The sequence below is a fragment of the Halorubrum halodurans genome, assembly GCF_002252985.1.
Classification (GTDB): Archaea; Halobacteriota; Halobacteria; order Halobacteriales; family Haloferacaceae; genus Halorubrum; species Halorubrum halodurans.
Window position 1 is genome coordinate 25,243 of record NZ_NHPJ01000136.1, and the last position, 25,120, is coordinate 50,362.

The following is a 25,120-nucleotide window of genomic DNA, read 5'->3' on the forward strand; positions in this document are numbered from 1 at the left end:
GGGGAAGGCACGTACCATTCACAAAACTCATGTCGGCTATCTTCCAACGTTCCGCATGGCCAAAACGACGCTCGAGACGATAGACGAACTGCTCGAAGGCGCGCTCGACGGGGTGGACGATCCCGAGACGCGGTACAAGCTCAGAAGCGCTCGACAGCTCCTCCACGTCGTTCGACGGCGTCACGACGGGGTCGACGAGGTCGTCGAGGACGCGGTCACCGACGAGGACGTCATCGACGGGCTTCGCGAGCTCGGGTATCTCGACTGACGAGCTCGGGTATCTCGACTGGTCGAGTCCCGGCGGCTACGCGTTGGGTCACGCGGCGCGTCGCTCGGTGCCGGGCGTCTCGGGCGGACCTACTCGACGTGTTCGCGCACCCACGCCGCGAGGTCGTCGCCGGGAACGAACCCCTCCGCGCGCCGGGCGACCGGCTCGCCGTCGACGAAGAGGACGAACAGCGGGACGCTGCGCACGTCGAATCGCTCGACGAGCGGCGGGTCGTCGCGGGGGTTCACGAGCGCCACGTCGACGTCGACCGTGCGCGCGACGTTGCCGAGGACGGGCTCCATGCTCGCGCAGATCCCGCAGCCCTCGGTGTAGAACTCGACGAGCGCGGCGTCCGTCCCGGCGAGGAACTCCTCGAGGGCGGGCTCGTCGGCGAGCGAGGTCGGGCGACCGTGGGAAGCGCTTCCGGCGTGATCGTCGCCGTCGTCCGTCGACACAGTATTGTGATTCATGGACACTATTATCCCTGGGACAGTATAAATGCTCGCTTCCGGCAGATTCGGGACTATCCGCCGTCGACGCGCCGTGCCCACGTCGCCGGCAGCCGGGCGTACACCTCGGCGTTGCGCGCCAGCGCCTCGCGGGTCGTGTACTCGTCGACCGCGTGGACCGTGTCGGTGCCGAACGCGAACTCCACGGTCGACACGCCGGCGTGCCGGAGGGTCTTGGCGTCCCCGCCGCCGGTGGCGCTCCGTCGGTAAACGCGCTCGCTGGAGACGGCGGCCGCCGCGGTGCTCACGGCGTCGACGAGCGGCCCGTCGACCGGCTCGTAGCTCCCGACCGACCAGCTCACGTCGGCGATGGAGACGGCGGGGAAGTCGGCGAGACACTCCCGGACGTCGGCGAGCACGTCCGCGGTCTCGACGCCCGCGGTCAGCCGCACGTCCAGCCGGGCGGTCGCCGCGTCCGGGACGGCGTTCACCGCCTCCCCGCCCTCGATCGTTCCGAGGTTCACCGTCGGGTGCTCGAACAGGTCGCGCGCGGCGGCCGCGCCGAGCGTCGGCTCGTAGTACTCGACCGACTCCTCGACGATCGGTCGGAGCGCCGGGTCGAGCGCGAACTCCCGAGCCCCGAGCCGCGACCGAAGCAGCGAGACGACCACCCAGAGCCGGTCGATCGCGTTGTCGCCGAGCGCCGGCCGGGAGCCGTGCGCGGCCGTCCCCTCGGCGCGCAGGGTGAGCCAGATGCTCCCGCGGTCGGCGACGGTGACCGAGTGTCGCCCCCGCGAGCAGGTCGTCTCGCCGATGACGCAGGCGTCGGGCGCGAGCCGGGAGAACGCGTCGCTCGCGACGAGCGTGTCGACGCCGGCGTCGCCGCCCGTCTCCTCGTCGCCCACGACCGCGAACGCGAGGGTGACCGGAGGGTCGGCGTCGGCCGCGGCGAGCGCCTCGCCCGCGGCCAGCATCGCCGCGAGCGGCCCCTTCATGTCGGTCGCGCCGCGGCCGTAGAGCCGGTCGCCCTCCCGCTCGCCCAGCGGATCGGCAGTCCACGCGTCGGCGTCGAACGGGACGGTGTCGACGTGGCCGTCGTACAGCAGCGTCCGCTCGCCCCGACCGGGCAGGACCGCGAGCAGGTTCGGTTTCGCCGGGTCGGCGGCGACGCGCTCGGTCTCGAAGCCGGCGGACGCCAACAGGTCGTCGACGTGCTCGACGATCCGGCGGACGTCGCCGGGCGGGTTCCGCGTGTCGAACCCGATCAGGTCGGTCGCGATCTCGACGACGCGGTCCGTCCGGACGGCCGGTCCGTCGCCGACGGCCCCGGTCGGATCGGTCGTGTCGGTCGGATCGGTCGAATCGGTCGGATCGGTCGAATCGGTCGAATCGGTCGGATCGAAGCGTTCGTCCGTCATGGTGGATGTCGTGAGGTGAGTCCGGCGAGCGGTGCGGGCGGGAGAGACGGGGAGACGTGAGAGAAGGACGGCGGGACGTGAGGTGGAGGGACGACGGAGCGGAGGCCGGGATGAGACGAGTTCGTGCGGGTCAGTCGTCGGTCGGTGCGGTCGCGGTCGGGTCGGCGGCGTCCCGGCTGCGCCAGACGCCCTGGACGTACGCGCCGACGAACATCCCGCCGATCGCGTAGAGGATCGGCCAGTTGCCGACGCCGAGGCTGGCGTAGGCCGCGCCGGGACAGATCCCCGAGAGCCCCCAGCCGACGCCGAAGATCGAGCCGCCGACGAGGACGTTCCGGTCGAACGACTTCAGCCGACGGCCGTACGGTCGGCCCGTCAGCGGGGCCGACTCGCGGAGCTTCGGCAGCGTCCAGAACGCGAGCCCGGCGACGATCGAGCCGCCGAACATCACGAACAGGAGGCCGAAGTCGTCGAACGTCAGGAAGGCCAGGACGACCTCCGGCCGGGCCATGTGGCTGAACCCGAGCCCGAAGCCGAACACGAGCCCCCCGAGGAGCACGAGCGGCATGAAGAGGGGATGTCGGCTCACACCCCCACCCCCAGCGCCGAGACGGCGTTCGCGGTCACGATCGCGACGACGAGGAACGTCGCCACGCCGACGAGCGACGTCCGGGAGACCGACCCGACGCCGCAGATGCCGTGACCCGAGGTACATCCCTTCCCGACGCGGGTGCCGATCCCGACGAGGATCCCGCCGAGGAACAGCCGCCACGGCGAGACCTCGGTGGTCCAGGCGCTGCCCGCGAGCGACCACGGGTCACCCTGGTAGATCAGCGCGTAGACGGCCGCGCCGCCGAGTATCCCGAGGGTGAAGACGACGCGCCAGTCCCGAGAGGGCCGGTACTGCGCGAACCGCGAGCGCCCCGAGACGTACGAGAGCGTCGACTCGAGGAACGTGCTCGCGCCCGCCGCGATCCCCGTGCCGAGGTAGATCAGGACGGTGCCGAGCCCGACGAACAGCCCGCCGATCGCGTACCGCGAGACCCCGTTGGGAAACAGCGCGTCGACGGTCCCGGTCCCGAGCAGGTCGCCGAGGAGGCCGGCGATCATCGTCGCTCACCGCCGCCGGAGGACGGGGTCGCCGCGTACCGGCTCGCGGCCCGGTCGGAGCTCACGGTCGGGTCAGTCGTCGCTCGTGAGGGCATCCTGGCTCGCGGCGCAGTTGTTCGGGCCGAGCTCGAGCGCGAACGCCTCCTCGTCGTCGACGGCGTTCCGCCCGAGATTGGTGGCGATGACCTCCTCGTAGTTGGCCGGTCGGGGCGGCATGTCCGCGAGGACGGTCTCGACGAAGGCGTCCTCGTCGGCGGAGAGCGCGTCCATGCGCTCGCGGAGGTCGCCGATCGGCGCGGTGTAGGTGCCGTCTCCGGCGGGCTCGGCCGCGTCGCTGAAGTGCGCACCGCCCACGAGGACGTCGTCGTCGAACGTCAACACGCGGTTCTGGAGCGAGTCGTACAGCATCCGTGCGGCCTCGGGGGCGCCCTCTTCGCCCTCCTCGAGGTCCGGGCGGGCGACGCTCTCGACGAAGAGACCGTCGCCGGTCGCGAGGAGGCTCTCGCCGAGCAGATACGAGGTCATCCCGGTGGTGTGACCGGGCGTGAACACCGTCTCGACCGTCGCGTCCCCGACCACGAACTCGTCGCCGTCGGTCGTCAGCGTGACCTCGTCCGCGTAGGTGACGCCGCGGTCGGCGGCGGCGGACGGCAGGACCGCCTCGACGCCCTCCGCGGCCAGCTCGCGGAGCCCGGAGACGTGGTCAGCGTGCACGTGCGTGTCGAACGCGTACCTCAGCTCGACGCCGAGCTCCGCGGCGTCCGCGAGGTAGCGGTCGGCGAACGCACGGAGGGGGTCGACGACCGCGGCCTCGCCGTCGTCGTACAGCAGATAGCCGAGACAGCCGCTCGAGGGGCGCTGGTACTGGAGGAGCGTTCCCGGCCCGTCGTAGTCGGTCACCTCACGGGCCTCGTAGATCGACGCCCAGCCGTTCATCCCGTCCTCGAGGTGGTCGACGTCGTAGCCGCGGTCCGCGAGCGCGCCGGCGACGTACTCGCTCGCGCCGCCCTTCGCACAGAGCACGGTGACGTGCTCGTCGTCGGGGATCGACTTGAGGACGGCGTCGTCGATCTCCTCGTCGAGGAAGTGGAAGTAGGGCGCGTTGATCGAGTCGACGTTCTCGCCGTCGATGCGCCACTCCTCGTAGTCGCTCGACATCCGCGCGTCGAGCAGCGTCACCGACTCCCCGGCGTCGATGCGGTCTTTGAGCGTTTCGGGTGCGATCGAGTCGACGTCCGAGTCCGGCGTCGGAAAGTCCATCTCGTCTGCGTCCATGTACATCACCCACTATCGGACGTACCGACTTAAATGTTCTCATAGTAATGTACAAGATATACAATACAAACGACCGCTCGTCGGATCGGAGATAAGGCGTATAAGCGCTTTTATACGGCATTTTCGCGTGTACCCGCGCGTAGCGCTCCATATTCTGGAGCGTTCGAACCGTCCTGTCGTTCAGTCGTTCAAGTCAACCACAAGAATCGACACACTTATCATCGAACGTCCAATATTGTGTGGTATCCCCAACACGGGGATCCCAACCATGAGCACGGAAACCGCGACCGAGACGCTCGACGTGAAAGGACAGAACTGCCCGATGCCGGTCATCAAGACGAAGGGAGCGTTCGACGGCCTCGAGGTCGGCGACGTTCTCGAGGTCGTCTCGACGGACTCGGGAAGCATGAGCGACATCAAGGGCTGGGCCGAGTCGACCGCGGGCGCGGAGATGGTCGACCAGAAGGAGGCCACGGAGGACGGGACGGCGGTGTACAAACACTACGTCCGGAAGGCGGAGTGAGATGAGCGCGGACACACCGCCGTCGGCGGACGGCGAGTTCTCGCCCGACGACGTCGCCGACCTTCACGCGCGGGTCGAGGCGTTGGAGACCGAGGTCTCCGACCTCCGAGGCGAGGTCGACGAGGGGAACGCCGACAAGATGGTGATCATCGCGACGAAGGGGACGCTCGACATGGCGTACCCGCCGCTGATCCTCGCGAGCACCGCCGCCGCCTTCGGCTACGACGTCACCGTCTTCCACACCTTCTGGGGCCTCGAGATCCTCCACGAGGAGAACTCGAAGGACCTCGGGTTGAGCGCCGTCGGCAACCCCAACATGCCCGTCCCGAACGCCATCGCCGCGCTTCCGGGGATGGACCGGATGACCGCGCGGATGATGCGCAACCGGATCGAGGACAACGACGTGGCCTCGGTCGAGGAGCTGATCGAGACCTCCCTCGCGAGCGGCGTCGACCTCCAGGCGTGCCAGATGACGATCGATCTGCTCGGCTACGACGAGGACGACTTCTACGACGGCGTGACGACCGGCGTGGGCGCGGCCTCCGCCTTCCAGGACATGGCCGACGCCGACATCCAGCTGCTCGTTTGAGCCGCCCCGGCGGCACACCGCTCGACCCGTTTCGACCCGAACGAACGGACCGACCCCGTTAGGACTCGTTTTCCGGCGACCGCGACCGCCCGATCGCCTTCGAGAGCGCGAGCACGTACCCCAGCCCGTACTGGATCTCGGGGTCGCGGAGCCCGCGCGCGAGCCCCACGGCACCCACCTTCGACGGCTCGCTCCGCTGGGCCGCGCCGAGCCCCGCCAGGAGCGTCTTCGTCCCCTCGCGGACCTCCTCGTCGGCCGCGGCGTCCGCGACCTCGCCGAGGGCGGCCCCGGTGCCCGCGAGCGACCGGACCATCCCGTCGTCGAGCGCCGCGGTCGCGAGCGAGCCGACCTGCCCCAGCTCCGCGAGCTCGTCGAGGGTGCCGCTCCGCTGGAGCTCGATCAGCGTCTCCATCGCCTCCCGGAGCTCGTCGCCGTTGTCGCCGACGGTCGTCGCGAGTTCGACGGTCTCCGCCGTCGCCAGCCCGTCGGCCGACTCCGCGAGCGTCGACGCCGTGTCCGCGAGCTCGACGACCATCTCGTCGGTGAGGGCGGCCTCGCCGAGCGCGAGCACGTCGAGCAGCTCGTTGACCGCGTCGAGCCGGTCGAGGAACGCCGCGACGGCCTCGGGGTTCTCGGCGACGAGCGCCTCGAGGTCGTCGCGGTCGAGGTCCTCCCGACCGACGTCGTCCGCCCTCCCGGCGTCGCTCGCCTCCTCGGCGTCTTCCCCCGACATCTCAGAGCAACCCCCGTGCGGTGAGCCAGTAGGCCTCGTTGTACGCCAGCTTCGACCAGTGGAGCTTCTCCGAGGGCGGGGCGGGCGACGGCGGGTTCTCGTAGTCGAACTCGACGAACGACGCCGCGTCCATCCCGGTCTCGATGAAACAGAGCGTCTTGCCGTCGTACGTCGCCGTCGCGGGACGGCCGCGGACCTCGCTCGCGATCCGTCGGGCCACGACGCCCGCCTGGTAGTGGGCGACGCTGCCGGCCTTCGGCACGCCGGTCGTCGCGGCGTCGCCGATCGCGTAGACGCCCTCGGCGCGCTCGGCCTCGAGCGTGTGCTTGTCGACGTCGACCCAGCCGCGGTCGCCGAGGTCGGCCTCCGCGACGACGTCGACGCCGCGGTGCGGCGGGACGCCGACGAGGAGGTCGTAGTCGAGTTCGGTTCCCTCCATCGAGGCGATCGTTCCCGCGTCGGGATCGACCGCCTCGGCGTTGAAGAACGTCTCCACGCCGACGTCGCGCTCGTCCATGAGCGGCCGCGCCCACTCCGCGATGTTCGCGTTCCCGTGGACGCGGTTGATCGGGTAGGTGTAGGTGATCTCGACGTCCTCGCGCAGTCCGCGCTCGCGGAACCAGTCGTCCGCCATGAAGACGAACTCCAGGGGGGCCGCGGGACACATGTGCGGCGTTCCCACGACGCTCAACACGAGGTGTCCCTCAGTCATCGAGAGCAGCTCCTCGCGGAGCGCGACCGCGCCGGACTCCGAGTAGTAGTCGTGGCCGCCCGCCTCGAGTCCGGGGATCTCCGCCGGCGCGAGCGTCGACCCGGTCGCGACGGCGAGGTAGTCGTACGCGAGCGACCCGGCCGCGTCGCGGAGCGCGAGCTCCCTCGCGCCCGTGTCGATCCCGGTCACCCGATCGACGACCAGATCGATCCGGGAGTCGACGAGCTCGCGGAGCGGCCGCCGGCCGTCGGCGGGCTCGCGCTGCCCGAACGGGACGTACAGCCACACCGGCTTGTACACGTGGTCCGGGCCGTCGTTGACCAGCGTCACCTCGACGTCGCCGGCGTCGATCTCCGCGGCGAGCCGGTCGGCGAGGTCGTTCGCGAGCACCGCCCCGCCGGTTCCCCCGCCGAGGATCGCGATCCGGTCGACCACGTCAGGACACCTCCACGTAGAAGCCGTAGTCGTCGCCCGTCTCGTCGACGGCGAGCAGCTCGTTGTCGGTCTCGTCGACCCACTCCGAGACGTCCGTGAGCGACCCCTCGTTGTCGCTCAAAAGCAGGATCACGTCGCCGGGGCTCGCCGAGCGGACCCGGCCGATGAGGTCCATCAGCGGACCGGGGCAGGCGGCGCCGCGCGCGTCGACCGTGTCCGTGGGTTCGATGTCGATGTCGGTCATGATACGTGCGGAGGTTCGGGTGCCGCGCACATAGTATTGTATAGATATCCCAAAAGCGTAGAACCATGCCGGATCTTATATACCCCACCGGCCCGGCGGACGCGAGCGTCAGGGGGAGCCGGGAGGCCGCAGAAAGGGGCAGCGGCTACTCGCCGAGCTCGTCGCGGAGGTCGCCCATCGTGACCTCGCGTTCGGCGTGCGCGTTGTGCTGGTGGATCGATTCGTCGTTCGACTGTTTCATGCGGACCACGGCGTCGTCGGCGAGGTGCCCGAACTCCGAGAGGGTCCCCTCGGCGAGCGCGCGGACGCAGTCCTCGACGAACTTCGCGTTCGCGTGGGCGTGGTAGGTCATGTGGTCCTCGTCGGGGCGTTTCGCCATGTTGTAGATCCGCGCGCTCATCGAGTCGCGGGCGACGTCGATCACGTCCCGAAGGTCGACCTCGGGGCTGCCGTCCGTGGTGATCGTCAGGGTGGCGTGGCCGCGCTGGGAGTGGCCCGGCTGCGGGACCGCCTCGAGGAAGGCGTCGGTCGTCTCCTCGTCGACGCCGAGCTCGGCGAGCTTCTCGCGGGCGCGCGACTCGCTCATCCCCTGCGAGCAGGGACACACCGTCATCCCCGTGACCTCCGCGCCGATCTCGGCGCGGGTTCCCTCCTCCGTCGCGGTCGCGCTGGCGATGATGGTCGCCGTGCTCTGGGTCTCGAGCCCGGAGGCCGGCGTGTCCTCGCGGGTGACGAGCTCCGCCGTCATCGACACCTCGGCGGTCGTCGTGTAGTCGTGCTTCTCCAGGAGTCGCTCCGCGGCGTCGCCACAGACGTCCTCGACGCGGTACGCCTCCTCGCGGGTGATCTCCTCTAAGATCTCGTCTATCGTCGCGAGGTTCCGCGACATGTCGATCCCCTTCCGGCCGCTGGGGAGGTCGACGAACACCTCGAACTCGGCCATGAGGACGATCGGTCGGTCGTCGCCGCGGGCGAGCTTGACGAGTTTCTCCACGCCGGTGACGCCGACCTGCGAGAGCCCGACGGTGACGTCCGGGGCCGACGCCTGTACGTCCGGCAGCTGATGACTCATTACGAACGTACCAAGGGAGACGCGTGATTATGGCTTTCGATGACGGGGCTCACGTCGGGCTTTCGGGGAGGTCGGGACACCGATTCCCCGTCGTCGCGGCCGTCTCGTCCGGCTCACTCCCGCCCGTCGCGACCCGACTTCCGTTCGGCCTTGAGCTCCCGGACCTCCCGCTCCACGTCGAGGGCCTCCAGTTCGTCGAGGCTCACGGTCACCGTGTCGTCGGCGCGGCTCCCCCCGTCGCCGGAAGCCGTTCCGTCGCGGTCGACGGTCCCGTCCCCGTCACGGTCGGTGACAGAGTCCGTGGCACGGCCCTCCTCGGGATCGGCGGCGTTCGTCTCGGTCCCGGCTCCGGCCGTCCCGCCGCCGAGCCGGGCGTCGATCCGCCGGACCAGCACGTAGACGGTCGCCGCGGCGCCGGCGGCGACGCCGCCGTAGGCGGCAAGCAGCGCCTCCGCGCCGAAGCGGGCCTCGAGCACCGGTCCCGCCAGCCACGCGAACACGCAGACGCCGACGAGAAACGCCGTGGCGAACGGAACTGCCCTGTCCATGGGGTCGCCTTCGCGTCGAACGCTCAAAGCCGCGTCGCTCGGCGCTCCGGCGCGTAACGCACCATTTATAACTGCGGCAGCGGAACCGTACCCCAACGACCATGCCGAGTTCCAATGGACCCCAGAAGGCCACTCGAGACAAGCTATCGAACAAGCCGAGAGACCGCGGAACCTCGCCGCCACAGCGCGCGATCCAGGAGTTCGAGGAGGGCACGCAGGTCCACCTCAAGATCGACCCGAGCGTTCAGGAGGGACGGTTCCACCCCCGCTTCGACGGCCGGACCGGCACCGTGACCGGCAAGCAGGGCGCGGCGTTCACGGTCGAGATCACGGACGGCGGCAAGACCAAGACGCTCATCGTCCGCGCCGCCCACATGAGCCGCCAGCAGTAAGATGACTATCTTCAAGGAGAAGCTCGACGAGGAGTACCTCACCACCGCGGAGGCGAAGGACATCCTCGCCGAGATCGAGGCCGACCGCGCGGCCGACGAGGACCGCGAGCTTCGGTACGAGCTGGCTCGCGCGATCGAGCACGTGAACCGGTTCGGCCACCTCGACGCCGAGGAGTCCCGCGAGCTCGTCGAGGAGCTCGCCGACCTCGAGCGGATCGACGTGCCCACCGCGGTCAAGATCGCCGACCTCCTCCCCGAGGACCGCACGGAGCTCCGCTCCGTCTTCGCCCAGGAGCGGTACTCGCTCGACGGCGAGGAGCTCGACGCGGTCCTCGACGTCGTCGCGAAGTACGCCTGAGACGGCGGTTCGGCCACGCCCCAGCTTCGACTCCACGTTTCCCCCGACGGCAGCGGTTTTTTATCGCTCCGATGCGGACCCTGTTCGCATGAGTGACCACTCGACGGACGCCGCCGACGACGGTCCGGCTCCCGAGGACGGGACGGACGAGCGCGCCGCCGCCGTTCTCCTCGACGTCCTCCCGAACGGCCGCCCCGACGACGGCCGACCGGGCTACCAGAAGTCGCCGGTCGCGTACGCGCTCGGCGAGTCGTCGTTCGGGCTGTACGAGCTGTCGCTCGAGGAGGACGCGGACGTCGCCGTGAGCGACCGGATCGACCTCGACGGACCGGCGGTCTCGCGGTACCGCGGCGTCTCGTTCGAGGATCTCACCCGGAACGCGGCCGCCGAGATCGAGTACGCCGTCGAGGCGATCGTCGACGCGAACGAACGCCGATTCGTCGACTTCTACAACGAGGCGGAGCCGATCACGCTCCGCCTCCACCAGCTCAACCTGCTCCCCGGAATCGGCAAGAAGCTCCGGAACAGGGTCCTCGACGAGCGGAAGCGCGGCCCCTTCGAGAGCTTCGAGGAGGTCGAGGACCGGATCTCGGGGCTCCACAGCCCGCGCGAGGTGATCCTCGAACGAATCGCGGAGGAGCTGCGTGAGGACGACCTGAAGTACCGGACGTTCGTCGACCGGAGCGAGTGAGGGGACTCCGGGGCGGCACGGGGGCCGCGCCCCGGCCGTGCCGAAACGGGACTTTTACCCCGAACCGCCGTGTAGCGCGGCCATGACCGATCGATCGGCGGGGACCGCGGACGCGTACGGAACCCGCGACCCCGACGCGCTCGCGCGGCGGGCCGGCACCCGCGCGAACCCCGACAACGATCAACACTTCCTCGTCGACGACCGGGTCCTCGACCGGCTCCCGGCGTACCTCCCCGACGACGCGGACACGGGCCACCTGCTCGAGGTGGGCGGCGGCGCGGGCGCGCTCACGGACCGCCTGCTCGCGGCGGTGGGGGCGGGCGGACCGACCGCGGTCGCCGGAGGCGACGGGACCGGCCGGGTGACCGTGATCGAGCGCGATCCGCCGTTCGCGGCGTTCCTCCGCGAGGAGTTCGCCGACGCGGTCGAGTCGGGAACCCTCGAGGTGATCGAGGGGGACGCGCTGGCGGTCGAGCTGCCCGCGTTCACCGCCTGCGTCGCGAACCTCCCGTACGGGATCTCCTCGGAGATCGCCTTCCGGCTCCTCCCCGAGAAGCGGCCGCTCGTGTTGACCTTCCAGGCGGAGTTCGCCGACCGGATGGTCGCGTCGGCCGGCGAGTCCGCGTACGGCCGGCTCTCCGTGTCCGCACAGCACTACGCGGACGTCGAGGTCGTGGAGCGGATCCCCAAGGAGGCGTTCGACCCCCAACCGGCCGTCGAGAGCGCGGTCGTCCGGTGTACGCCGCGGGATCCCGACTACGAGGTCGGCGACGAGGCGTTCTTCCTGCGGTTCGTGAAGGCGCTTTTCACCCAGCGGCGCAAGACGGTCCGGAACGCGATCCGCAACACGGCACACATCTCGGGGCTCGATCGGCCGGACGCGGTCGTCGACGCGGCCGAGGAGGACCTCCTCTCGCGGCGACCGGGGACGCTCGATCCCGCGGCGTTCGCGGCGCTGGCGGAGCTCGCCCGCACGCACGGCTCGCCGACGGAGGCGTGAGACGATGAGCGACCGGAACCGCGAGGCGGCCCGCGGCCGGAGTCCGGGAGGCGAGCGATGACGGCCGGAACGGGAACCCTCGTCGGCGTGCTCGCCGACGTCGACCGCCTCGTGAGCGGGAACGTCCGGCGCATCCTGATCACGGCGGCGATCCTCGCGGTCGTCGTCGGCGTCAGGCTGGTCGTCGGGCGGGTGAAACGCCGGCAGGAGGAGCTCTCCTCGAAACAGCGGCTCGCGCTCTCGACGGCGGTCGCCGGGACCACCGCCGCGGGGGTGTTCTCGCTTCTCGTCGTCTGGGAGCGCAGCGGGGCGCTCGTCGACGCGTTCCAGTCGGCCGCGATCGCGGACCAGCTGTCGAACGTCGTGCTCGCGGTGATCCTGCTCGCGAGCGCCTACGCGGTCACCGACTTCCTCGGGGGCGTGATCCGCGAGCTCTCCGTCGAGAGCACGGCGATCTCCGAACACCAGGAGGAGGTGCTCCGGCGGATCGTCCAGCTGACCGTGTACACCCTCGTCGGGCTCGTGACCATCGGGCTCTTCACCGACAACGTCGGCAGCCTCCTCGTCGGGGCGGGATTCCTCGGGATCGTGGTCGGGATGGCCGCGAGACAGACGCTCGGGGCCGTCCTCGCCGGCTTCGTGCTGATGTTCTCGCGCCCGTTCGAGGTCGGCGACTGGGTGTCGATCGGCGAGCACGAGGGGACGGTCACGGAGATCTCGATCATCAGCACGCGGCTCCGCTCGTTCGACGGGGAGGTGGTGACGCTCCCGAACGACGAGGTGCGCGCCGGCGCGGTCATCGACCGGTCGCGGCGCAACCGGCTCCGGATCGAGGTCGAGGTCGGCGTCGACTACGCGACCGACCTCGACCAGGCGGTGACGGTCATCGAGGAGGCGGTCTCGGGGCTGGACGGGGTGGCCCGAATGCCCCAGCCGGACGTCGTGACGAAGCGGTTCGCCGACTCGGCGGTCGTCTTCGGCGTCCGCTACTGGATCACGAACCCGAGCATGCGCAAGCGCTGGCGGACCCAGACCGCGGTCATGAGCGCGATCAAGACCGCGTTCGAGGAGGAGGGGATCACGATCCCCTTCCCGCAGCAGACGCTCTCGAGCCGCACGAAGGGGGCCGACGCCGAGATGGAGGCCAGGATCGGCGGTGCCGCCGAGGGCGACCCCACGCCCGCCGAGGGATCCGACGGCTCGGAGGGATCGTGACCCGCCTCGACCGCGACGGGCCGACGGTGTATCAGCCCGCCGAGGACTCCGGACTGTTGGCCGAGGCGGCCCTCGAGACCGCACACGGCCGCGTGCTGGAGGTCGGCACCGGCTCCGGCTGGGTCGCCGAGCGGATCGCGGCGGAGCGCGGACTCCGCGTCGTGGGCAGCGACCGCAACCCCCACGCGGCGCGGGAGGCGCGCGGCCGCGGCGTGGAGGCGGTCGTCGCCGACCTGCTCGAGCCGTTCCGGGCCGACGCGTTCGACACGGTGTGTTTCAACCCGCCGTACCTCCCGACCGACCCCGAAAACGAGTGGGACGACTGGATGGAGCGCGCGCTCTCGGGCGGCGAGTCCGGGCGGGAGCTCATCGAGCCGTTCCTCGACGACGTGGGACGGGTGCTCGCACCCGACGGCGTCGTCCTCCTGCTCGTCTCCTCGCTCACGGGCTACGAGGCGGTGCTAGCGCTGGTCGAGGCGGCCGGCTTCGACCACGAGGTCGCGGTCGAGGAGTCGTTCCCGTTCGAGACGCTCAGCGTGTTGCGGCTCGAACGACGCGTCTGACCCTCGCGTCGTCGGTCCCGTCCGTCTCGAACCGGTCCGGGTGGATCAGGGCCGCGAGCGTCTCCAGCGTGTCGACGACGCGGTGGCTGTGGCGGTTCAGGTAGGCGGTGCCGTCCATCGCGAACGTCCGACCCTCCCGCACCGCGGCCACCCCGTCGAGCGACTCGCGGTCCAGCAGGTCGCGCGCCCGTCCGTGGGCCTCGTCGACGTCGGCGCTACAGGGGCCGACGACGAGCACCGCCGGGTCGAACGCGCGTAACTCGTCCGGGTCGACCTCCCGCGACCGCTCGCCGGCCGCGACGAGGCCGGGCTCGCCGCCGGCGAGGCGGACCAGGTCGGGGATCCAGAGCCCGCCGTGGCGGATCGGGTCGGTCCAGTCGAGGACGGCGACGCGGGGGCGGTCTCCGGCGGGTCGATCGCCCGCGTCGTTCGTCCTCGCGGCCGCGCCCGGAACCGCGACCCCGCCCGGAACCGCGTCGGCGACGGCGTCGATGCGGGTCTCGAGGTCGGCGCGCAGGTCGGCCGCCGCGTCCGGGCGACCGACCGCCTCGCCGATCCGCTCGACGTTCGCGAGCACGTCCGCGAGGTCGTCGGCGTGGACGTCGAGCACCGCGGCGTCGAGGTCGAGCCGCTCGACCGCCCGGCGGGCGAGGCCGGCGTCGAGCGCGCAGACGGCACAGACGCCCTGCGTGAGGATCGCGTCCGGGTCGGCCGCGGCGAGCGCGTCGCCGTCGAGGTAGTAGGTGTCGTCGTGGGCGGCGATCCGGTCGATCTCGTCGGGGTCGCCGTCGAGGTCACGGACGAGTCCGGTGAGCGTCGGCCGGGCGGCCGCCGCCGGCGGGCGATCGCACTGGTGGGAGACCGCGGCGGGCGTGACGCCGAGCGCTGCCGCCACCTCCGTCGCCGAGGGGAAAAGCGAGACGACGGACATGGGTCGCGGTTCGACGCGACGCGTACTAAGGGTTCGGCTCCGATCTCGCCAACCGATGAGATAACCGAGAAGCATGAAACAGGTTCGCAAATATTATACAACGGCATATCCAACGTTCGGTGATGACTGAACGAGTCGCGGCCACGCCGGGGATCTATCCGCTCCCGGACTGGGCGAAAGGGACGCTCTCGGACCTGAAGGGCCACCAGAAGGGCGACCTCCTGAGCGGCGACGAGGGAGGAGAGATCGCCGAGACGTACGACGAGGTCCGCGCGGAGTTCGTCGACGACCAGCTCGAGGCCGGCCTCGACCGCGTCGTCGAGGGGCAGGGCCGCTGGGACGACATGATCGCGCACCCGCTGGCGGTCCATGAGGGCGTCGAGACCGGCGGGATCGTGCGGTACTACGACAACAACAACTTCTACCGCGACCCGCGCGTCGTCGACGACCTCGGCTTCTCCGGCGACGTCGCCGCCGAACTGGAGGCGGCCGCCGACCTGATCGCCGGGTCGGCCGCCGGCGACGCCCCGCTCGCGGCGACGCTGCCCGGCCCGTACTCGCTCGCCGAGCTCGCGACCGACGAGCACTACGGCGACGACGCGGCGTTCCAGGCCGCGGTCGCCGACTTCCTCGCCGGCGAACTCGAGGCGTTCCCCGCCCACGAGACGCTGTTCCTCCTCGAGCCGTCGCTGGTGACGGACCCGCCGGCGGACGGGACGGAAGAGCGGGCGACCGACGCGATCGCGACCGTCGCCGGCGCGACCGACGCCGACGTGGTCGTCCAGACCTACTGGGGCGCGCTCGACGAGAAGCTGTACGCCCACCTCGTCGACGAGGCGGACGCGGACGCGCTCGGGCTCGACCTGGTCGCCGGCGACCGCGACGACACCGTGTACAACGTCCAGGAGTACGGCGCGACCGACTCGGTCTCGCTCGGGCTCGTCGACGGCCAGAACACCCTGATCGAGGAGCCGGAGACGGTCGCCGAGCGCGTCGAGTGGTTCGAGGGACGGGTCCCGGCCGCCGACTTCGAGACGACCTACCTGACGCCGAACACCGAGCTGTTCTACCTGCCGGAGAACAAGTACCGCGCGAAGCTGAAGGCGCTCGCCGCCGCCACGGAGGTGTTAGAGTAATGGTCCGCAACCCGTCCGCCAACCGCGCCCAGTTCCGCCCCGCCGACCACCCGAACGAGTCGTTCCTGCTCACGACCGTCGTCGGCTCCTACCCGAAGCCGAAGTGGCTGAACCGGGCCGACGAGCTGGTCGAGGACCCCGACTCGAAGTTCGACGACGACGACCTCGAGGAGGCCCACGACGACGCCTGCCGGCTGATCACCCACGAGCACGAGCGCGCCGGCCTCGACACCGTCGTCGACGGCGAGATGCGCCGCAACGAGATGGTCGAGTTCTTCGCCGAGCGCATCGACGGCTACGAGTTCAACGGGCCGGTGAAGGTGTGGGGCCACAACTACTTCGACAAGCCGAGCGTCGTCGAGGACGTCGCCTACGACGAGCCGTGGCTCGTCGACGAGTTCGCGTTCACCACGAACGTCGCCGAGAGGCCGGTCAAAGTCCCCATCACGGGGCCGTACACGCTCGGATTCTGGGCGTTCAACGAGGCGTATCCCTCCACCGAGGAGCTCGTCTACGACCTCGCGGACCTCGTGAACGAGGAGATCGAGAAGCTCGTGGAGGCGGGCGCGCGCTACGTCCAGATCGACGAGCCCGCGCTGGCGACGACGCCGGAGGACCACGCCATCGTCGGCGAGGCGCTCGACCGGATCGTCTCGGGCATCGACGAGGACGTGCGGATCGGTCTCCACGTCTGTTACGGCGACTACTCGCGGATCTACCCCGAGATCAACGACTTCCCGATAGACGAGTTCGACGTGGAGCTGTGTAACGGCGACTACGAGCAGATCCCGACGTTCCAGGATCCCGAGTTCGAGCCCGACCTCGCGCTCGGCGTCGTCGACGCCCACACCGCCGAGATCGAGCCGGTCGAGGAGATCAAGGCCAACATCCGCCAGGGGCTGCGCGTCGTTCCCCCCGAGAAGCTGACGATCTCGCCCGACTGCGGGCTGAAGCTGCTGCCCCGCGAGATCGCCTACGGCAAGACCGAGAACATGGTCGAGGCCGCCCGGCAGGTCGAAGCCGAGATCGACGCCGGCGAGATCGACGTCGACGCGCCGCTCGCCGACGACTGAGCGGCCGGGTCGGGGAGCGGCCACCCGCCGGGAGCCGACGTCGATCCCGACGCCTCCTCTCGATTCCGTCCGGATCACCCGATCACACCACCGTTACCACGCGTTTATGCGGGGCGAGCCCGTGTCTCCGGCATGGCGAACGTCATCGTCGTCGGCGGCGGCCCCGCCGGCCTGAGCACAGCCCTCTTCACGGCGAAGAACGGCCTCGAGACGGCGGTCTTCGACACCGACGGCACGTGGATGCACAAGGCCCACCTGTTCAACTACCCCGGCATCGGGTCGGTCGACGGCACCGTCCTCGTCGATACGATGCGGGACCAGGTCGACGACTTCGGCGTCGAGCGGCACCAGGGCGTCGAGGTGACCGGCGTCGAGGAGGGCGAGGACGGCTTCGTCGTCTCGACCGCCGAGGAGGAGTACGACGCCGACTACGTCGTGCTCGCGACCGGCGCGAGCCGCGACCTCGCCGAGGAGCTCGGCTGTGACTTCTCCGAGGACGACACGGTCGACGTCGGCGTGAACATGGAGACCTCCGTGGAGGACGCCTACGCGACCGGCGCGATGGTCCGCGCCGAGGAGTGGCAGGCGGTCATCTCCGCCGGCGACGGCGCGGCGGCCGCGCTCAACGTCCTCTCGAAGGAGAAGGGCGAACACTACCACGACTTCGACGTGCCCGCGGACGCCGAGCGCGTGCTCGGGTCGCTCGTCGACGAGGAGTAGGACGCGAACGGCCTCGCTTAAGTCCCCCCGCGGCGCAGTCGTTCGACATGGACATCGGCGTGACCGTCGGCGACGACCTCGACCGGCTGGCGTCGTCGCCGGCGGCGTTCGACTTCGTCGAACTCGGCGTGGGCGCGGGCAGCCTCCTGCCCGAATCGATCGACCCAGACCGGCTTGACCGGGCGTTAGCGGGCCGCGACCTGATGGTCCACCTGCCGTACAGCCAGCTGCTCACGAGCTACGCGCCCGAGGTCAACGACGCCATCGTCGCCTACCAGCGACGGCTGCTGGAGGCCGCCGGCGACCTCGGCGCGGAGAAGGCCGTCCTCCACGCCACCTCCGCCGACCGCGACGACGTCGAGTTCCGCGAGGTCGCCGCAGACCAGCTCCGGCGCGTCGCCGACGCCGGCCGCGAGGCGGGCGTCGAGGTCGTCGTCGAGAACGTGGGCCACCAGCATCGCGGGATCCAGCTGTCGGTGCTCGGCGACGTCGCCCGCGAGACGGACACCGCGGTCTGTTTCGACGTGGGTCACGCGTACATGGAGGGCGGAAACAAGGCGATACGGCGGTTCCTCCGACGACACGGCGATCGCGTCTCACACCTCCACTGTCACGACGTGCGCCGGCGCGGCGACACCCACATCCCGGTCGGAGCCGGCGAGGTGGACTACGAGGGCGTGAGCGACGCCCTCGGGGAGTTCGACGGCACCGTCGCGCTGGAGGTGTTCACCGACGACGACGCGCTGCTCTGTGACTCCGCCGAGCGGGTCGCCGACCACCTCGGCGCGGAGTGGTGACCGCGTCCGTCAGCGTTCCTCGTCCCCCTCGGCGGGGGCGTCGGAGCCCGTATCGTCGCCCGCGTCCGCCGCGGCGTCGTTCCTCTCGTTCTCCGTTCCGTCGTCGAGCTGGCTCTTGATCGACTCGAGCTCCGACTCGACGTCCACCGCCGGTCGGCTCTCGGCGGCCGAACCGTCGTCTTCGGGGTCGCCGGCCGTCGACCCGTCCCCGCGTGCCTCGTCCGGGTCGGTCACGTCGATGCGAACCGCTCCGTCCCGGTCGCCGCTTCCGGTTCGGTCGTCGCTCTCGCTTCGGTCGGCGGTCCCGCGCTCCGACCGCCTCGCCGCGTCCGCCTCCCGGCGGCCCTCCTCGATCCGGGCTTCGATCTCCGCGGAGAGGTCGCGCGCGTCCTCGATGATCGAGCGCGAGGCGGCCTCCTCGGGGAGGTCGGCCTCCGCGAGCGCGGTCCGGAGCTCCGAGAGCGAGCGCGCGAGGCCGGTCGCCGCGCCGTCGCGAGCGTCCGCGAGCCGGCCCGCCGTCGCGTCCGCGTCCTCCCGTAACTCTCGACCGGGATCGAGCAGTCGGAGGGTTCCGCGCACCAGCTCCAGCGACGTGATCGTCGTCTCCAGAAGGGCGATCAGCGTCGGGATCGTGTACTGCTCGGTGAACCGGACCAGCTCGGAGAGCCGCGGCGGGCGCGGGGGACCGCGGCGGTCGCGCTCGGTTTCCCGGAGGTCGCGCCGGAGGTCGGAGAGCACGTCCTCGAGCTCGTCGAGCCGCTCCTCGAGGTCGTCGTCGCGCGGGCCGTCGCGGGAGCCACGGGAACTCATGGGTGCCCGTACGCGGCCGGGAGGTAAAAAGGCCGTCCGGCGGACGCGTGCTCCGTCCGCCCGCTACTCGAACCGGCCGCGGCGGTACTGGACCGGCCACTCGACCTCCGCGCCGAGCTCGTGGGCGGCCTCGAGCGGCCAGTAGGGGTGACGGAGCAGCTCGCGGCCGAGCGCGACGAGGTCGGCGCGTCCGTTGCGCACGAGCGCGTCGGCGTGGGTGGGCTCCGTGATCCCGCCGACGGCGGCGACCGGCACGTCGGTCCCCTCGCGGATCGCCTCCGCGTACGGCACCTGGTAGCCCGGCCCCGCGTTCGGGAGCTCCTGGTCGGGATGGATCCCGCCGCCGGAGACGTCGATCAGGTCCGCGCCCGCGTCGGCGAGCAGCGGGGCCAGCCGCACCGAGTCGTCCACGTCCCACGAGTCGCGGTCGGGAAGCCAGTCGGTCGCGGAGATCCGGACGAAGACGGGCTTGTCGTCGGGCCAGACGCCGCGGACCGCCTCGACGACCTCGCGGACCAGCCGCGTCCGGTTCTCGAAGCTCCCGCCGTACGCGTCCTCGCGGTCGTTGGTGACCGGCGAGAGGAACTGGTGGAGGAGGTAGCCGTGGGCGGCGTGGACCTCCGCGATCTCGAAGCCGGCCGAGAGGGCGCGCTCCGCGGCCGCGGCGAACGCGTCGATCACCTCCTCGACGTCGTCGCCGTCCATGCGCCGGGTCGCGGCGGGCTCCTCGTCGGGGTACGGCTCGTCGGTCGCCGAGATCGTCTCCCAGCCGTCCGCGTGGTCCGCCGGAAGGGCGTGGCCGCCCTCGCTCGGCGGAGCGTGGGAGGCCTTTCGACCGGCGTGTGCCAGCTGGATGGCGGGCACCGCACCTTGCGACCGGACGAACGCGGTGATCGGCTCGAGCGCCGCAGCCTGCTCGTCGGACCAGATGCCCAGACAGCCGGGGGTGATGCGACCGCGACGCTCGACGCCCGTCGCCTCCGTCATCACGACGCCCGCGCCGCCGACCGCACGGGTACCGAGGTGAACCCGGTGCCACTCGTTCGGCATTCCCTCCTCCGCGGAGTACTGACACATCGGCGAGAGCATGACCCGGTTCGGGATCGTCGTCTCGCGCAGCGAGAACGGCGTGAAAAGCGAGTCCGTCATCGTCGCGATCGACGCCGCGGTCGCCGTAATGTCCTCCGATAGCCGGCCCGGATCGCCGCCATCGCCGGCGGCCGTTCGGGCTCGATTTAGGCCGACCGAAAAGTATAACGTCGCCCGCCCCCGAGCGGTCGCCAATGAGCAGCGGAGAACGCGTCGAGCGCGACCGCGACGTCCCGACCGAGGATCCGCCGGCCGTGGCGACGAATCGGACCACGCCCGACCGCACCGTCTTCATCGAGGAGGGCAACACCGACGCCTGGATCGCGACCGACCTGACGGTCGAGCCCGAGCGCTGAGGAGCGGTCGGGCGCCGGCGCCGTCGGAAGTCGCCGAGCTCAGTCGAGAGCCTCCCGAGTGACGAGCGTGTCGTCCTCGAGGTAGTGCTCGAGGTGGTGGCCGTGCTCCTCGACGTCCTCCAGCACGTCGCGGAGCAGTTCCTCCGTGGCGTAGTCGCCGAGGTTGTTGGCGAGTGCGACGTGCTCGCGTACGCTCTCCACGACGTCGCCGAACATCTCGAGGTCGTGCTCGAGCGACGTCCGAACGTCGTAGGCGTCGGCGTCCTCGGGAGTCACGGGGGCGTGTTCCTCGTAGTTCGCGCCGCCCGAGAGCGGAACGCCGCCGAGCGCCTGCGCGCGCTCGGCGATCGCGTCCGCACCCTCCTCGAGGTCGGCCGCGACCTCGCCGAGGTACTCGTGGACGTCGTGGAACTCCGCACCCTCGACGAGCCAGTGGTGTTTCTTGATCTGGTGATACAGCACGTACGTGGCCGCGAGATCCGTGTTGAGCGCGTCGACGAGCTGCTCGGCGTTCTCCTCCGGGATCCGGAGCGCCTCGCTTTCGTGGACCTCTCCGTACCGCTGGCGAGCCTGCTTCTGGGTGCTCATGACGACCCATAGTAGGGTATACACCCACTTAATGCTTTCACTATTGAAAATATATTTTTGATAGATTGAAGAATAGTTCGAGACTTTCCCTGTTGATCCGTACCGACGCCCCGGTCGACGGTCGGGGTCCGGCGGTGACTCGACGCGCGAACCGGGATCGGTGCGGACGCGGCCGGGGTCGGAGGCGATCGCTGCGGACGGGTTCAGTGTGGATGCGTGGGCGGTCCGACGTGAAGGGAAACGTCTTAATGCGGTACGCGCGCATTCTCCAGTATATGAGCAACGGCGACGACGATCCGGCAGACGCCTCCGAGGAGGTCGACGCCGACGACGCGGCGGCGGCCGACGAGCCCGAGGCGACCGCCCCCACGCTCCCCGACGAGGCCACCGAGGAGTCCCTGACCGAGTACCTCGACGAGATCGAGGCGGCGCTCGAGGACGCCGAGACCGAGGCCGACCTCGACGACGTCGAGGCGCTCCTGGCCGACGCCGAGGACGCGCTGACGGACGCCGATCTCCCCGATCCCGACGAGGACGACGAGGACGCCGACGACCCGCGCGGCGAGCTCGAGGACCGCATCGCGGAGCTCCGCGAGGGAGTCGAGGACGCGCGCGGCCCCTACGCCGAGGACGTCGTCGAGGCGATCGAGACGGCGGCCTCGACGCTCGAGGACACCGAGTGGACGGCCGACGGCCACGAGGACGCCGCGGAGGCGGTCCGAACGTTCATCGCCGCGGCCGCCGACGCGGTCGACGTCGAGGCGGTCGAGGAGGACGCCGACGCCGCGGACGCGATCCTCGACGAGGTCGCCGAGACCGACGCCGACGACGCGGCGGCCGACGAGACGGACGAGACGACCGACGCGGGCGGCGCGGCCGGGGCGGTTCCGGTCGCGGAGCTCGTCGCCGCGCTCGACGCGGTCGCCGACGAGATCGGCGGGGCGGGACTCGATCCCGACGACGACGCGGAGACGATCGCGGCGCTTCTGGAGGCGGCCGACGCGCTCGAGAGCGACCTCGAGGACGCCGAGGAGTGGGACGACCTCGAGACCCACGAGCAGCTCCGCGCGCAAGGATACTACGACGTGCTCGGCCACTACAAGGACTATCCCGTCGAGTGGGCCGCGCTGAAGGAACACGAGGCGCAGGGCAACGTCGACATGATCCTGCTCGCGCTCGACTCCCTCCAGTCGGAGTTCATGGAGCGCCACTGCCTCGAGGCGTTCGAGCGGATGGGCAAACGCGGCAAGACCGAGGCGTCGCTCGAGGAGCTGCTCGGTCGCGCCGGCAAGCGCGACCAGTTCGCGATCCGCATTCTCGGGAAGATGGCGGCCGAGGAGGCGGTCGAGACGCTGCTCGAGTACGTCGACGAGGACTCCAACCCGCAGCTCCAGAAGGCGACGTTCAAGGCGCTCGGCGAGATCGGCGCGACCGATGCCGTCGGTCCCCTCGCGGCGAAACTGGAGATGGAGAACGACCACGTCCGCCCGCTCGCCGCGCGCGCGCTCGGCCTCATCGGCGACACCCGCGCGATCGATCCGCTCGCCGACGCGCTCGCCGGGGACGCCTCCGACGACGTTCGCGCCGCCGCCGGCTGGGCGCTCCGGCAGATCGGCACGCGGGAGGCACTCGAGGCCGCCGCCGAGTACGCCGACGAGCGCTCGTTCATCGTCCAGACGGAAGCCGAGAAGGCGAAGGCGGCGCTCGACGCCGCCGCGACGCCGGCGTAACCGACCGATCTCGGCCTCTTCGTTTCGAACCGCCGCCGAGCCGCTTTCGAATCGGTTCCGAACCCTCGTAGCCGACTCGATGACGCGTCGATATCGATCTCAGCGACGCCTCGGTATCGGGCGTCTGCGCTGCTCCGTGTGCGATATGCGTGAGAAAGCGGGTCGCGTCCGGCGTCCTCCGATGAGAACGAAACGGGCTCGATTTTCGTCGTGTGAGATCTCGGGGCGACGATCGCCTAGGGGGAGCTTAGTTGCGGACGACGTTCGTCGCGCGGGGGCCTTTCGGCGACGACTCGATGTCGAACTCTAACTCCTGTCCCTCCTCGAGGTCCGGACCGCCGACGTCCTCCATGTGGAAGAACACGTCATCGTCCTCGTCCTCAGTCGAAATGAAACCGTAGCCGCCAGTGTCGTTGAAGAAATCAACCTTTCCGTTTGCCATTGCAATCAAACGTACGGCCGATCGGGGCATAACCCTTGCGAGGGTCGTGGTACCACGAGGGGGCCGGCCGGTCGTTTATCCCCAATGCCGCGGCCAGAGCGCGCATGTGTCCGTCGATCGAACGACTCCGTCGGGTCATCCGGGGCAGATCCGCGGTTCGAGTCGAAGTCACCGTCCGAGTCGTCGTCGCGGTCGCGGTCCTGATCGCGGCCGTCGGACCGGCCGTGGCCGCCGCCGGCGCGGCGACCGGGCCGTCGGCCGCTTCGGACGCGGCCGACCCGTCGCGGACCGCCCCCATCGACGCGACCGACCCGCGGATCGTCGAGCTGTACCCCAATCCGACTACGGAGGAGAACCGCGGCGAGTACCTCGTCGTCAGGCTCTCGGAGCCCGGTAACTGGTCGCTCTCCGACGGCCACCACGAGGCGTCGATCCCGTCGAACGCGACCGGGACCGTCGCGCTCTCGATGGAACCGACACTCACGCGGGAACACCTCGTCGGCCGCGACGTTCCCGTCCGCGCGCTCGACGACCACTTCCCGCTGTCCGCGAGCGGCGACCGGATCGTTCTCCGCCTGGACGTCGACGGGGTCCGCGAGGGGTACCGCTGGCGGGCGGCGTGGGACGAGTGGCGGCCGAACGGGTACGCGCCGCGCGCGCCGGAGCGCGTCGCCGGCGCGTCCGTGACGCCGTTCGTCCTCCCGGACAGCCCCGACGTTCCCGTCGACCCGCTCGCGGCCGCGGACGAGCGGATCCTGCTGGCCGGCTACACGGTCGAGTCCGACCGGGTGGTAAAGCGCCTCGTCGATGCGGCCGCCCGCGGGGCGGAGGTGCGCGTCCTCCTCGAAGGCTCCCCCGTGGGCGGCTTCCCGAAGCGGGGCGCGCGCGTCGCCGACCGGCTCGTCGCCGCCGGCGTCGAGGTGCGCGTCCTCGACGGCGAGCCGAACCGGTTCCGGTTTCACCACGCCAAGTACGCGGTCGCCGACGACCGGGCGGTCGTGCTCACCGAGAACTGGAAACGGTCGGGAACGGGCGGCGGATCGAGCCGCGGCTGGGGCGTGATCGCGGACGACCCGGCGGTCGCCACGGACCTCGCGGCGCTCTTCGAGAACGACGCGACCGGCCCCGACACCCGGTCCTGGAGGGAGTTTCGCGCCGACGCGACGTTTCACGGACCGCCCGCGTACGGCGGTAGCGACGGCGGTGCGAGCGGTCGAGACGACACGGACGGGGGCGACGTCGAGGACCGGCCGTACCCCGTGCGGTTCGATCCGCCGCCTCCGGCTCCCGCCGACGTGGAACTGCTCACCGCCCCCGGCAACGCCGGCGACCGGATCGTCGACCGGATCGACGCCGCCGACGACCGCGTCCTCGCGGTCGTCCCGCGGACGGGCGGCCCGGACGAGCGGATCGTCCGGGCGCTCCGGCGGGCGGCCGCGCGCGGCGTCGACGTTCACCTCCTGTTGTCGAACGCGTGGTACGACCGCGAGACGAACCGGAAGCTGGCGGAGACGCTGGCCGCGGAGCCGATCGAGGTCGCCGTCGCGGAGCCGCGCGGCCGGTACGGCAAGATCCACGCCAAGGGGCTCGTGATCGACGACGCCGCGGTCGTGGGGAGTCTCAACTGGAACGAGGGGGCGAGGACGGAGAACCGCGAGGTGCTCCTCGCCGTCGAGAACGCCGAGGTTGCCGACTTCTACGCGCGTGCGTACGCCGCGGACTGGCGCGGCGGCGGCGTCCACCTGCCGGTCGGCACGGTCGTCGGACTGGTCGGGACGGTCGTCGTCTCGGGAGCGGTCGCGCGTCGGGAGATCGAGTTCGTGTGAGCCGGGTCGGTCGGCTCGAGACGCCGG

General features: G+C 70.7%; 31 protein-coding genes. 16 read left to right on the forward strand and 15 right to left on the reverse strand.

What is annotated here, in order from left to right; all coding sequences use genetic code 11:
* Positions 1 to 55 precede the first annotated feature (55 nt).
* On the forward strand, positions 56 to 268 hold the full coding sequence (locus tag DJ70_RS15570) for a hypothetical protein (protein WP_094534594.1): 213 nt from the start codon (positions 56 to 58) through the stop codon (positions 266 to 268).
* An 89-nt stretch (positions 269 to 357) separates the two neighbouring features.
* Here the strand turns inward: DJ70_RS15570 and DJ70_RS15575 are convergent, their stop codons facing one another.
* The 5 genes from DJ70_RS15575 to DJ70_RS15595 all read right to left on the reverse strand — a co-directional run bounded on the left by DJ70_RS15575 (position 358) and on the right by DJ70_RS15595 (position 4,520).
* Positions 358 to 738: a thioredoxin family protein gene (locus DJ70_RS15575; RefSeq protein WP_094534596.1), complete on the reverse strand. Its 381-nt coding sequence runs from the start codon at positions 736 to 738 to the stop codon at positions 358 to 360.
* 53 nt (positions 739 to 791) lie between these two features.
* Positions 792 to 2,135: a M20 family metallopeptidase gene (locus tag DJ70_RS15580; protein ID WP_094534598.1), complete on the reverse strand. Its 1,344-nt coding sequence runs from the start codon at positions 2,133 to 2,135 to the stop codon at positions 792 to 794.
* Between the two features lie 130 nt (positions 2,136 to 2,265).
* Positions 2,266 to 2,703, reverse strand: coding sequence for a YeeE/YedE family protein (locus tag DJ70_RS15585; protein WP_094534600.1), 438 nt, complete (start codon positions 2,701 to 2,703; stop codon positions 2,266 to 2,268).
* Between the two features lie 17 nt (positions 2,704 to 2,720).
* On the reverse strand, positions 2,721 to 3,245 hold the full coding sequence (locus DJ70_RS15590) for a YeeE/YedE family protein (protein WP_094534601.1): 525 nt from the start codon (positions 3,243 to 3,245) through the stop codon (positions 2,721 to 2,723).
* 72 nt (positions 3,246 to 3,317) lie between these two features.
* A complete protein-coding gene (locus tag DJ70_RS15595; protein ID WP_094534683.1) occupies positions 3,318 to 4,520 on the reverse strand; it encodes an MBL fold metallo-hydrolase in 1,203 nt (400 codons plus the stop codon).
* A 268-nt stretch (positions 4,521 to 4,788) separates the two neighbouring features.
* Here DJ70_RS15595 and DJ70_RS15600 point away from each other — a divergent pair, with 268 nt between their 5' ends.
* Positions 4,789 to 5,043: a sulfurtransferase TusA family protein gene (locus tag DJ70_RS15600; RefSeq protein WP_094534603.1), complete on the forward strand. Its 255-nt coding sequence runs from the start codon at positions 4,789 to 4,791 to the stop codon at positions 5,041 to 5,043.
* A 1-nt stretch (position 5,044) separates the two neighbouring features.
* The gene (locus tag DJ70_RS15605; protein ID WP_094534605.1) at positions 5,045 to 5,632 is read left to right on the forward strand and encodes a DsrE/DsrF/DrsH-like family protein; all 588 of its coding nucleotides are present in this window, start codon (positions 5,045 to 5,047) and stop codon (positions 5,630 to 5,632) included.
* Between the two features lie 58 nt (positions 5,633 to 5,690).
* Here DJ70_RS15605 and DJ70_RS15610 read toward each other — a convergent pair whose 3' ends face one another.
* The 5 genes from DJ70_RS15610 to DJ70_RS17565 form a co-directional block, all read right to left on the reverse strand.
* Entirely contained in the window at positions 5,691 to 6,365 is a 675-nt protein-coding gene (locus DJ70_RS15610) for a DUF1641 domain-containing protein (protein ID WP_094534607.1), read from the reverse strand.
* Between the two features lies 1 nt (position 6,366).
* Entirely contained in the window at positions 6,367 to 7,512 is a 1,146-nt protein-coding gene (locus DJ70_RS15615; protein ID WP_094534609.1) for an NAD(P)/FAD-dependent oxidoreductase, read from the reverse strand.
* 1 nt (position 7,513) lies between these two features.
* Positions 7,514 to 7,756 (reverse strand): sulfurtransferase TusA family protein, encoded by a 243-nt coding sequence (locus tag DJ70_RS15620; protein WP_094534611.1) that lies wholly within the window; start codon positions 7,754 to 7,756, stop codon positions 7,514 to 7,516.
* 145 nt (positions 7,757 to 7,901) lie between these two features.
* The gene (gene mptA / locus DJ70_RS15625; RefSeq protein ID WP_094534613.1) at positions 7,902 to 8,828 is read right to left on the reverse strand and encodes a GTP cyclohydrolase MptA; all 927 of its coding nucleotides are present in this window, start codon (positions 8,826 to 8,828) and stop codon (positions 7,902 to 7,904) included.
* 113 nt (positions 8,829 to 8,941) lie between these two features.
* Complete coding sequence (locus DJ70_RS17565) at positions 8,942 to 9,376, reverse strand: hypothetical protein (RefSeq protein ID WP_094534615.1); 435 nt, start codon at positions 9,374 to 9,376, stop codon at positions 8,942 to 8,944.
* A 101-nt stretch (positions 9,377 to 9,477) separates the two neighbouring features.
* Here DJ70_RS17565 and DJ70_RS15635 point away from each other — a divergent pair, with 101 nt between their 5' ends.
* From DJ70_RS15635 to DJ70_RS15660, 6 genes are all read left to right on the forward strand, one after another.
* Entirely contained in the window at positions 9,478 to 9,768 is a 291-nt protein-coding gene (locus DJ70_RS15635) for a 50S ribosomal protein L21e (protein WP_094534617.1), read from the forward strand.
* A 1-nt stretch (position 9,769) separates the two neighbouring features.
* Positions 9,770 to 10,126, forward strand: coding sequence for an RNA polymerase Rpb4 family protein (locus DJ70_RS15640; RefSeq protein WP_094534620.1), 357 nt, complete (start codon positions 9,770 to 9,772; stop codon positions 10,124 to 10,126).
* A gap of 88 nt (positions 10,127 to 10,214) precedes the next feature.
* Positions 10,215 to 10,817: a DUF655 domain-containing protein gene (locus DJ70_RS15645; protein ID WP_094534622.1), complete on the forward strand. Its 603-nt coding sequence runs from the start codon at positions 10,215 to 10,217 to the stop codon at positions 10,815 to 10,817.
* A gap of 82 nt (positions 10,818 to 10,899) precedes the next feature.
* Positions 10,900 to 11,817, forward strand: a complete 918-nt coding sequence (locus tag DJ70_RS15650; protein WP_094534624.1) for a 16S ribosomal RNA methyltransferase A — start codon at positions 10,900 to 10,902, stop codon at positions 11,815 to 11,817.
* 57 nt (positions 11,818 to 11,874) lie between these two features.
* A complete protein-coding gene (locus tag DJ70_RS15655; RefSeq protein WP_094534626.1) occupies positions 11,875 to 13,032 on the forward strand; it encodes a mechanosensitive ion channel family protein in 1,158 nt (385 codons plus the stop codon).
* Positions 13,029 to 13,595, forward strand: a complete 567-nt coding sequence (locus DJ70_RS15660) for a HemK2/MTQ2 family protein methyltransferase (RefSeq protein ID WP_245810875.1) — start codon at positions 13,029 to 13,031, stop codon at positions 13,593 to 13,595. Before DJ70_RS15655 ends, DJ70_RS15660 begins: the two co-directional genes overlap by 4 nt.
* On the opposite strand, the gene DJ70_RS15665 is transcribed toward DJ70_RS15660, so the two are convergent.
* Positions 13,564 to 14,526: an ABC transporter substrate-binding protein gene (locus DJ70_RS15665; RefSeq protein ID WP_094534630.1), complete on the reverse strand. Its 963-nt coding sequence runs from the start codon at positions 14,524 to 14,526 to the stop codon at positions 13,564 to 13,566. The two genes, DJ70_RS15660 and DJ70_RS15665, sit on opposite strands and share 32 nt — an antisense overlap.
* 122 nt (positions 14,527 to 14,648) lie before the next feature.
* On the opposite strand from DJ70_RS15665, the gene DJ70_RS15670 reads away from it, so the two are divergent.
* The 4 genes from DJ70_RS15670 to DJ70_RS15685 all read left to right on the forward strand — a co-directional run bounded on the left by DJ70_RS15670 (position 14,649) and on the right by DJ70_RS15685 (position 18,252).
* The gene (locus DJ70_RS15670; protein ID WP_094534632.1) at positions 14,649 to 15,662 is read left to right on the forward strand and encodes a 5-methyltetrahydropteroyltriglutamate--homocysteine methyltransferase; all 1,014 of its coding nucleotides are present in this window, start codon (positions 14,649 to 14,651) and stop codon (positions 15,660 to 15,662) included.
* Positions 15,662 to 16,735: a methionine synthase gene (locus DJ70_RS15675; protein ID WP_094534634.1), complete on the forward strand. Its 1,074-nt coding sequence runs from the start codon at positions 15,662 to 15,664 to the stop codon at positions 16,733 to 16,735. The genes DJ70_RS15670 and DJ70_RS15675 overlap by 1 nt, the downstream gene beginning before the upstream one ends.
* Positions 16,736 to 16,867: 132 nt before the next feature.
* Positions 16,868 to 17,455 carry an NAD(P)/FAD-dependent oxidoreductase gene (locus tag DJ70_RS15680; protein ID WP_094534636.1) on the forward strand — a complete coding sequence of 196 codons (588 nt, stop codon included), beginning with the start codon at positions 16,868 to 16,870 and terminating at the stop codon, positions 17,453 to 17,455.
* 47 nt (positions 17,456 to 17,502) lie between these two features.
* A complete protein-coding gene (locus DJ70_RS15685; RefSeq protein WP_094534638.1) occupies positions 17,503 to 18,252 on the forward strand; it encodes a sugar phosphate isomerase/epimerase family protein in 750 nt (249 codons plus the stop codon).
* Positions 18,253 to 18,261: 9 nt separating this feature from the next.
* Here the strand turns inward: DJ70_RS15685 and DJ70_RS15690 are convergent, their stop codons facing one another.
* On the reverse strand, positions 18,262 to 19,062 hold the full coding sequence (locus DJ70_RS15690) for a DUF7547 family protein (protein WP_094534640.1): 801 nt from the start codon (positions 19,060 to 19,062) through the stop codon (positions 18,262 to 18,264).
* Between the two features lie 63 nt (positions 19,063 to 19,125).
* A complete protein-coding gene (locus tag DJ70_RS15695) occupies positions 19,126 to 20,211 on the reverse strand; it encodes an NADH:flavin oxidoreductase/NADH oxidase (RefSeq protein WP_094534642.1) in 1,086 nt (361 codons plus the stop codon).
* Positions 20,212 to 20,345: 134 nt separating this feature from the next.
* Here DJ70_RS15695 and DJ70_RS17570 point away from each other — a divergent pair, with 134 nt between their 5' ends.
* Positions 20,346 to 20,507: a hypothetical protein gene (locus tag DJ70_RS17570; RefSeq protein WP_179234080.1), complete on the forward strand. Its 162-nt coding sequence runs from the start codon at positions 20,346 to 20,348 to the stop codon at positions 20,505 to 20,507.
* A gap of 39 nt (positions 20,508 to 20,546) precedes the next feature.
* Here DJ70_RS17570 and dpsA read toward each other — a convergent pair whose 3' ends face one another.
* Positions 20,547 to 21,095, reverse strand: coding sequence for a DNA starvation/stationary phase protection protein DpsA (gene dpsA / locus DJ70_RS15700; RefSeq protein WP_094534644.1), 549 nt, complete (start codon positions 21,093 to 21,095; stop codon positions 20,547 to 20,549).
* Between the two features lie 275 nt (positions 21,096 to 21,370).
* On the opposite strand from dpsA, the gene DJ70_RS15705 reads away from it, so the two are divergent.
* Positions 21,371 to 22,825 carry a HEAT repeat domain-containing protein gene (locus DJ70_RS15705; protein ID WP_094534646.1) on the forward strand — a complete coding sequence of 485 codons (1,455 nt, stop codon included), beginning with the start codon at positions 21,371 to 21,373 and terminating at the stop codon, positions 22,823 to 22,825.
* A gap of 247 nt (positions 22,826 to 23,072) precedes the next feature.
* Here the strand turns inward: DJ70_RS15705 and DJ70_RS15710 are convergent, their stop codons facing one another.
* Positions 23,073 to 23,267 (reverse strand): cold-shock protein, encoded by a 195-nt coding sequence (locus tag DJ70_RS15710; protein ID WP_066411613.1) that lies wholly within the window; start codon positions 23,265 to 23,267, stop codon positions 23,073 to 23,075.
* A gap of 104 nt (positions 23,268 to 23,371) precedes the next feature.
* On the opposite strand from DJ70_RS15710, the gene DJ70_RS15715 reads away from it, so the two are divergent.
* Positions 23,372 to 25,093 (forward strand): phospholipase D-like domain-containing protein, encoded by a 1,722-nt coding sequence (locus DJ70_RS15715; RefSeq protein ID WP_094534648.1) that lies wholly within the window; start codon positions 23,372 to 23,374, stop codon positions 25,091 to 25,093.
* Positions 25,094 to 25,120 lie beyond the last annotated feature (27 nt).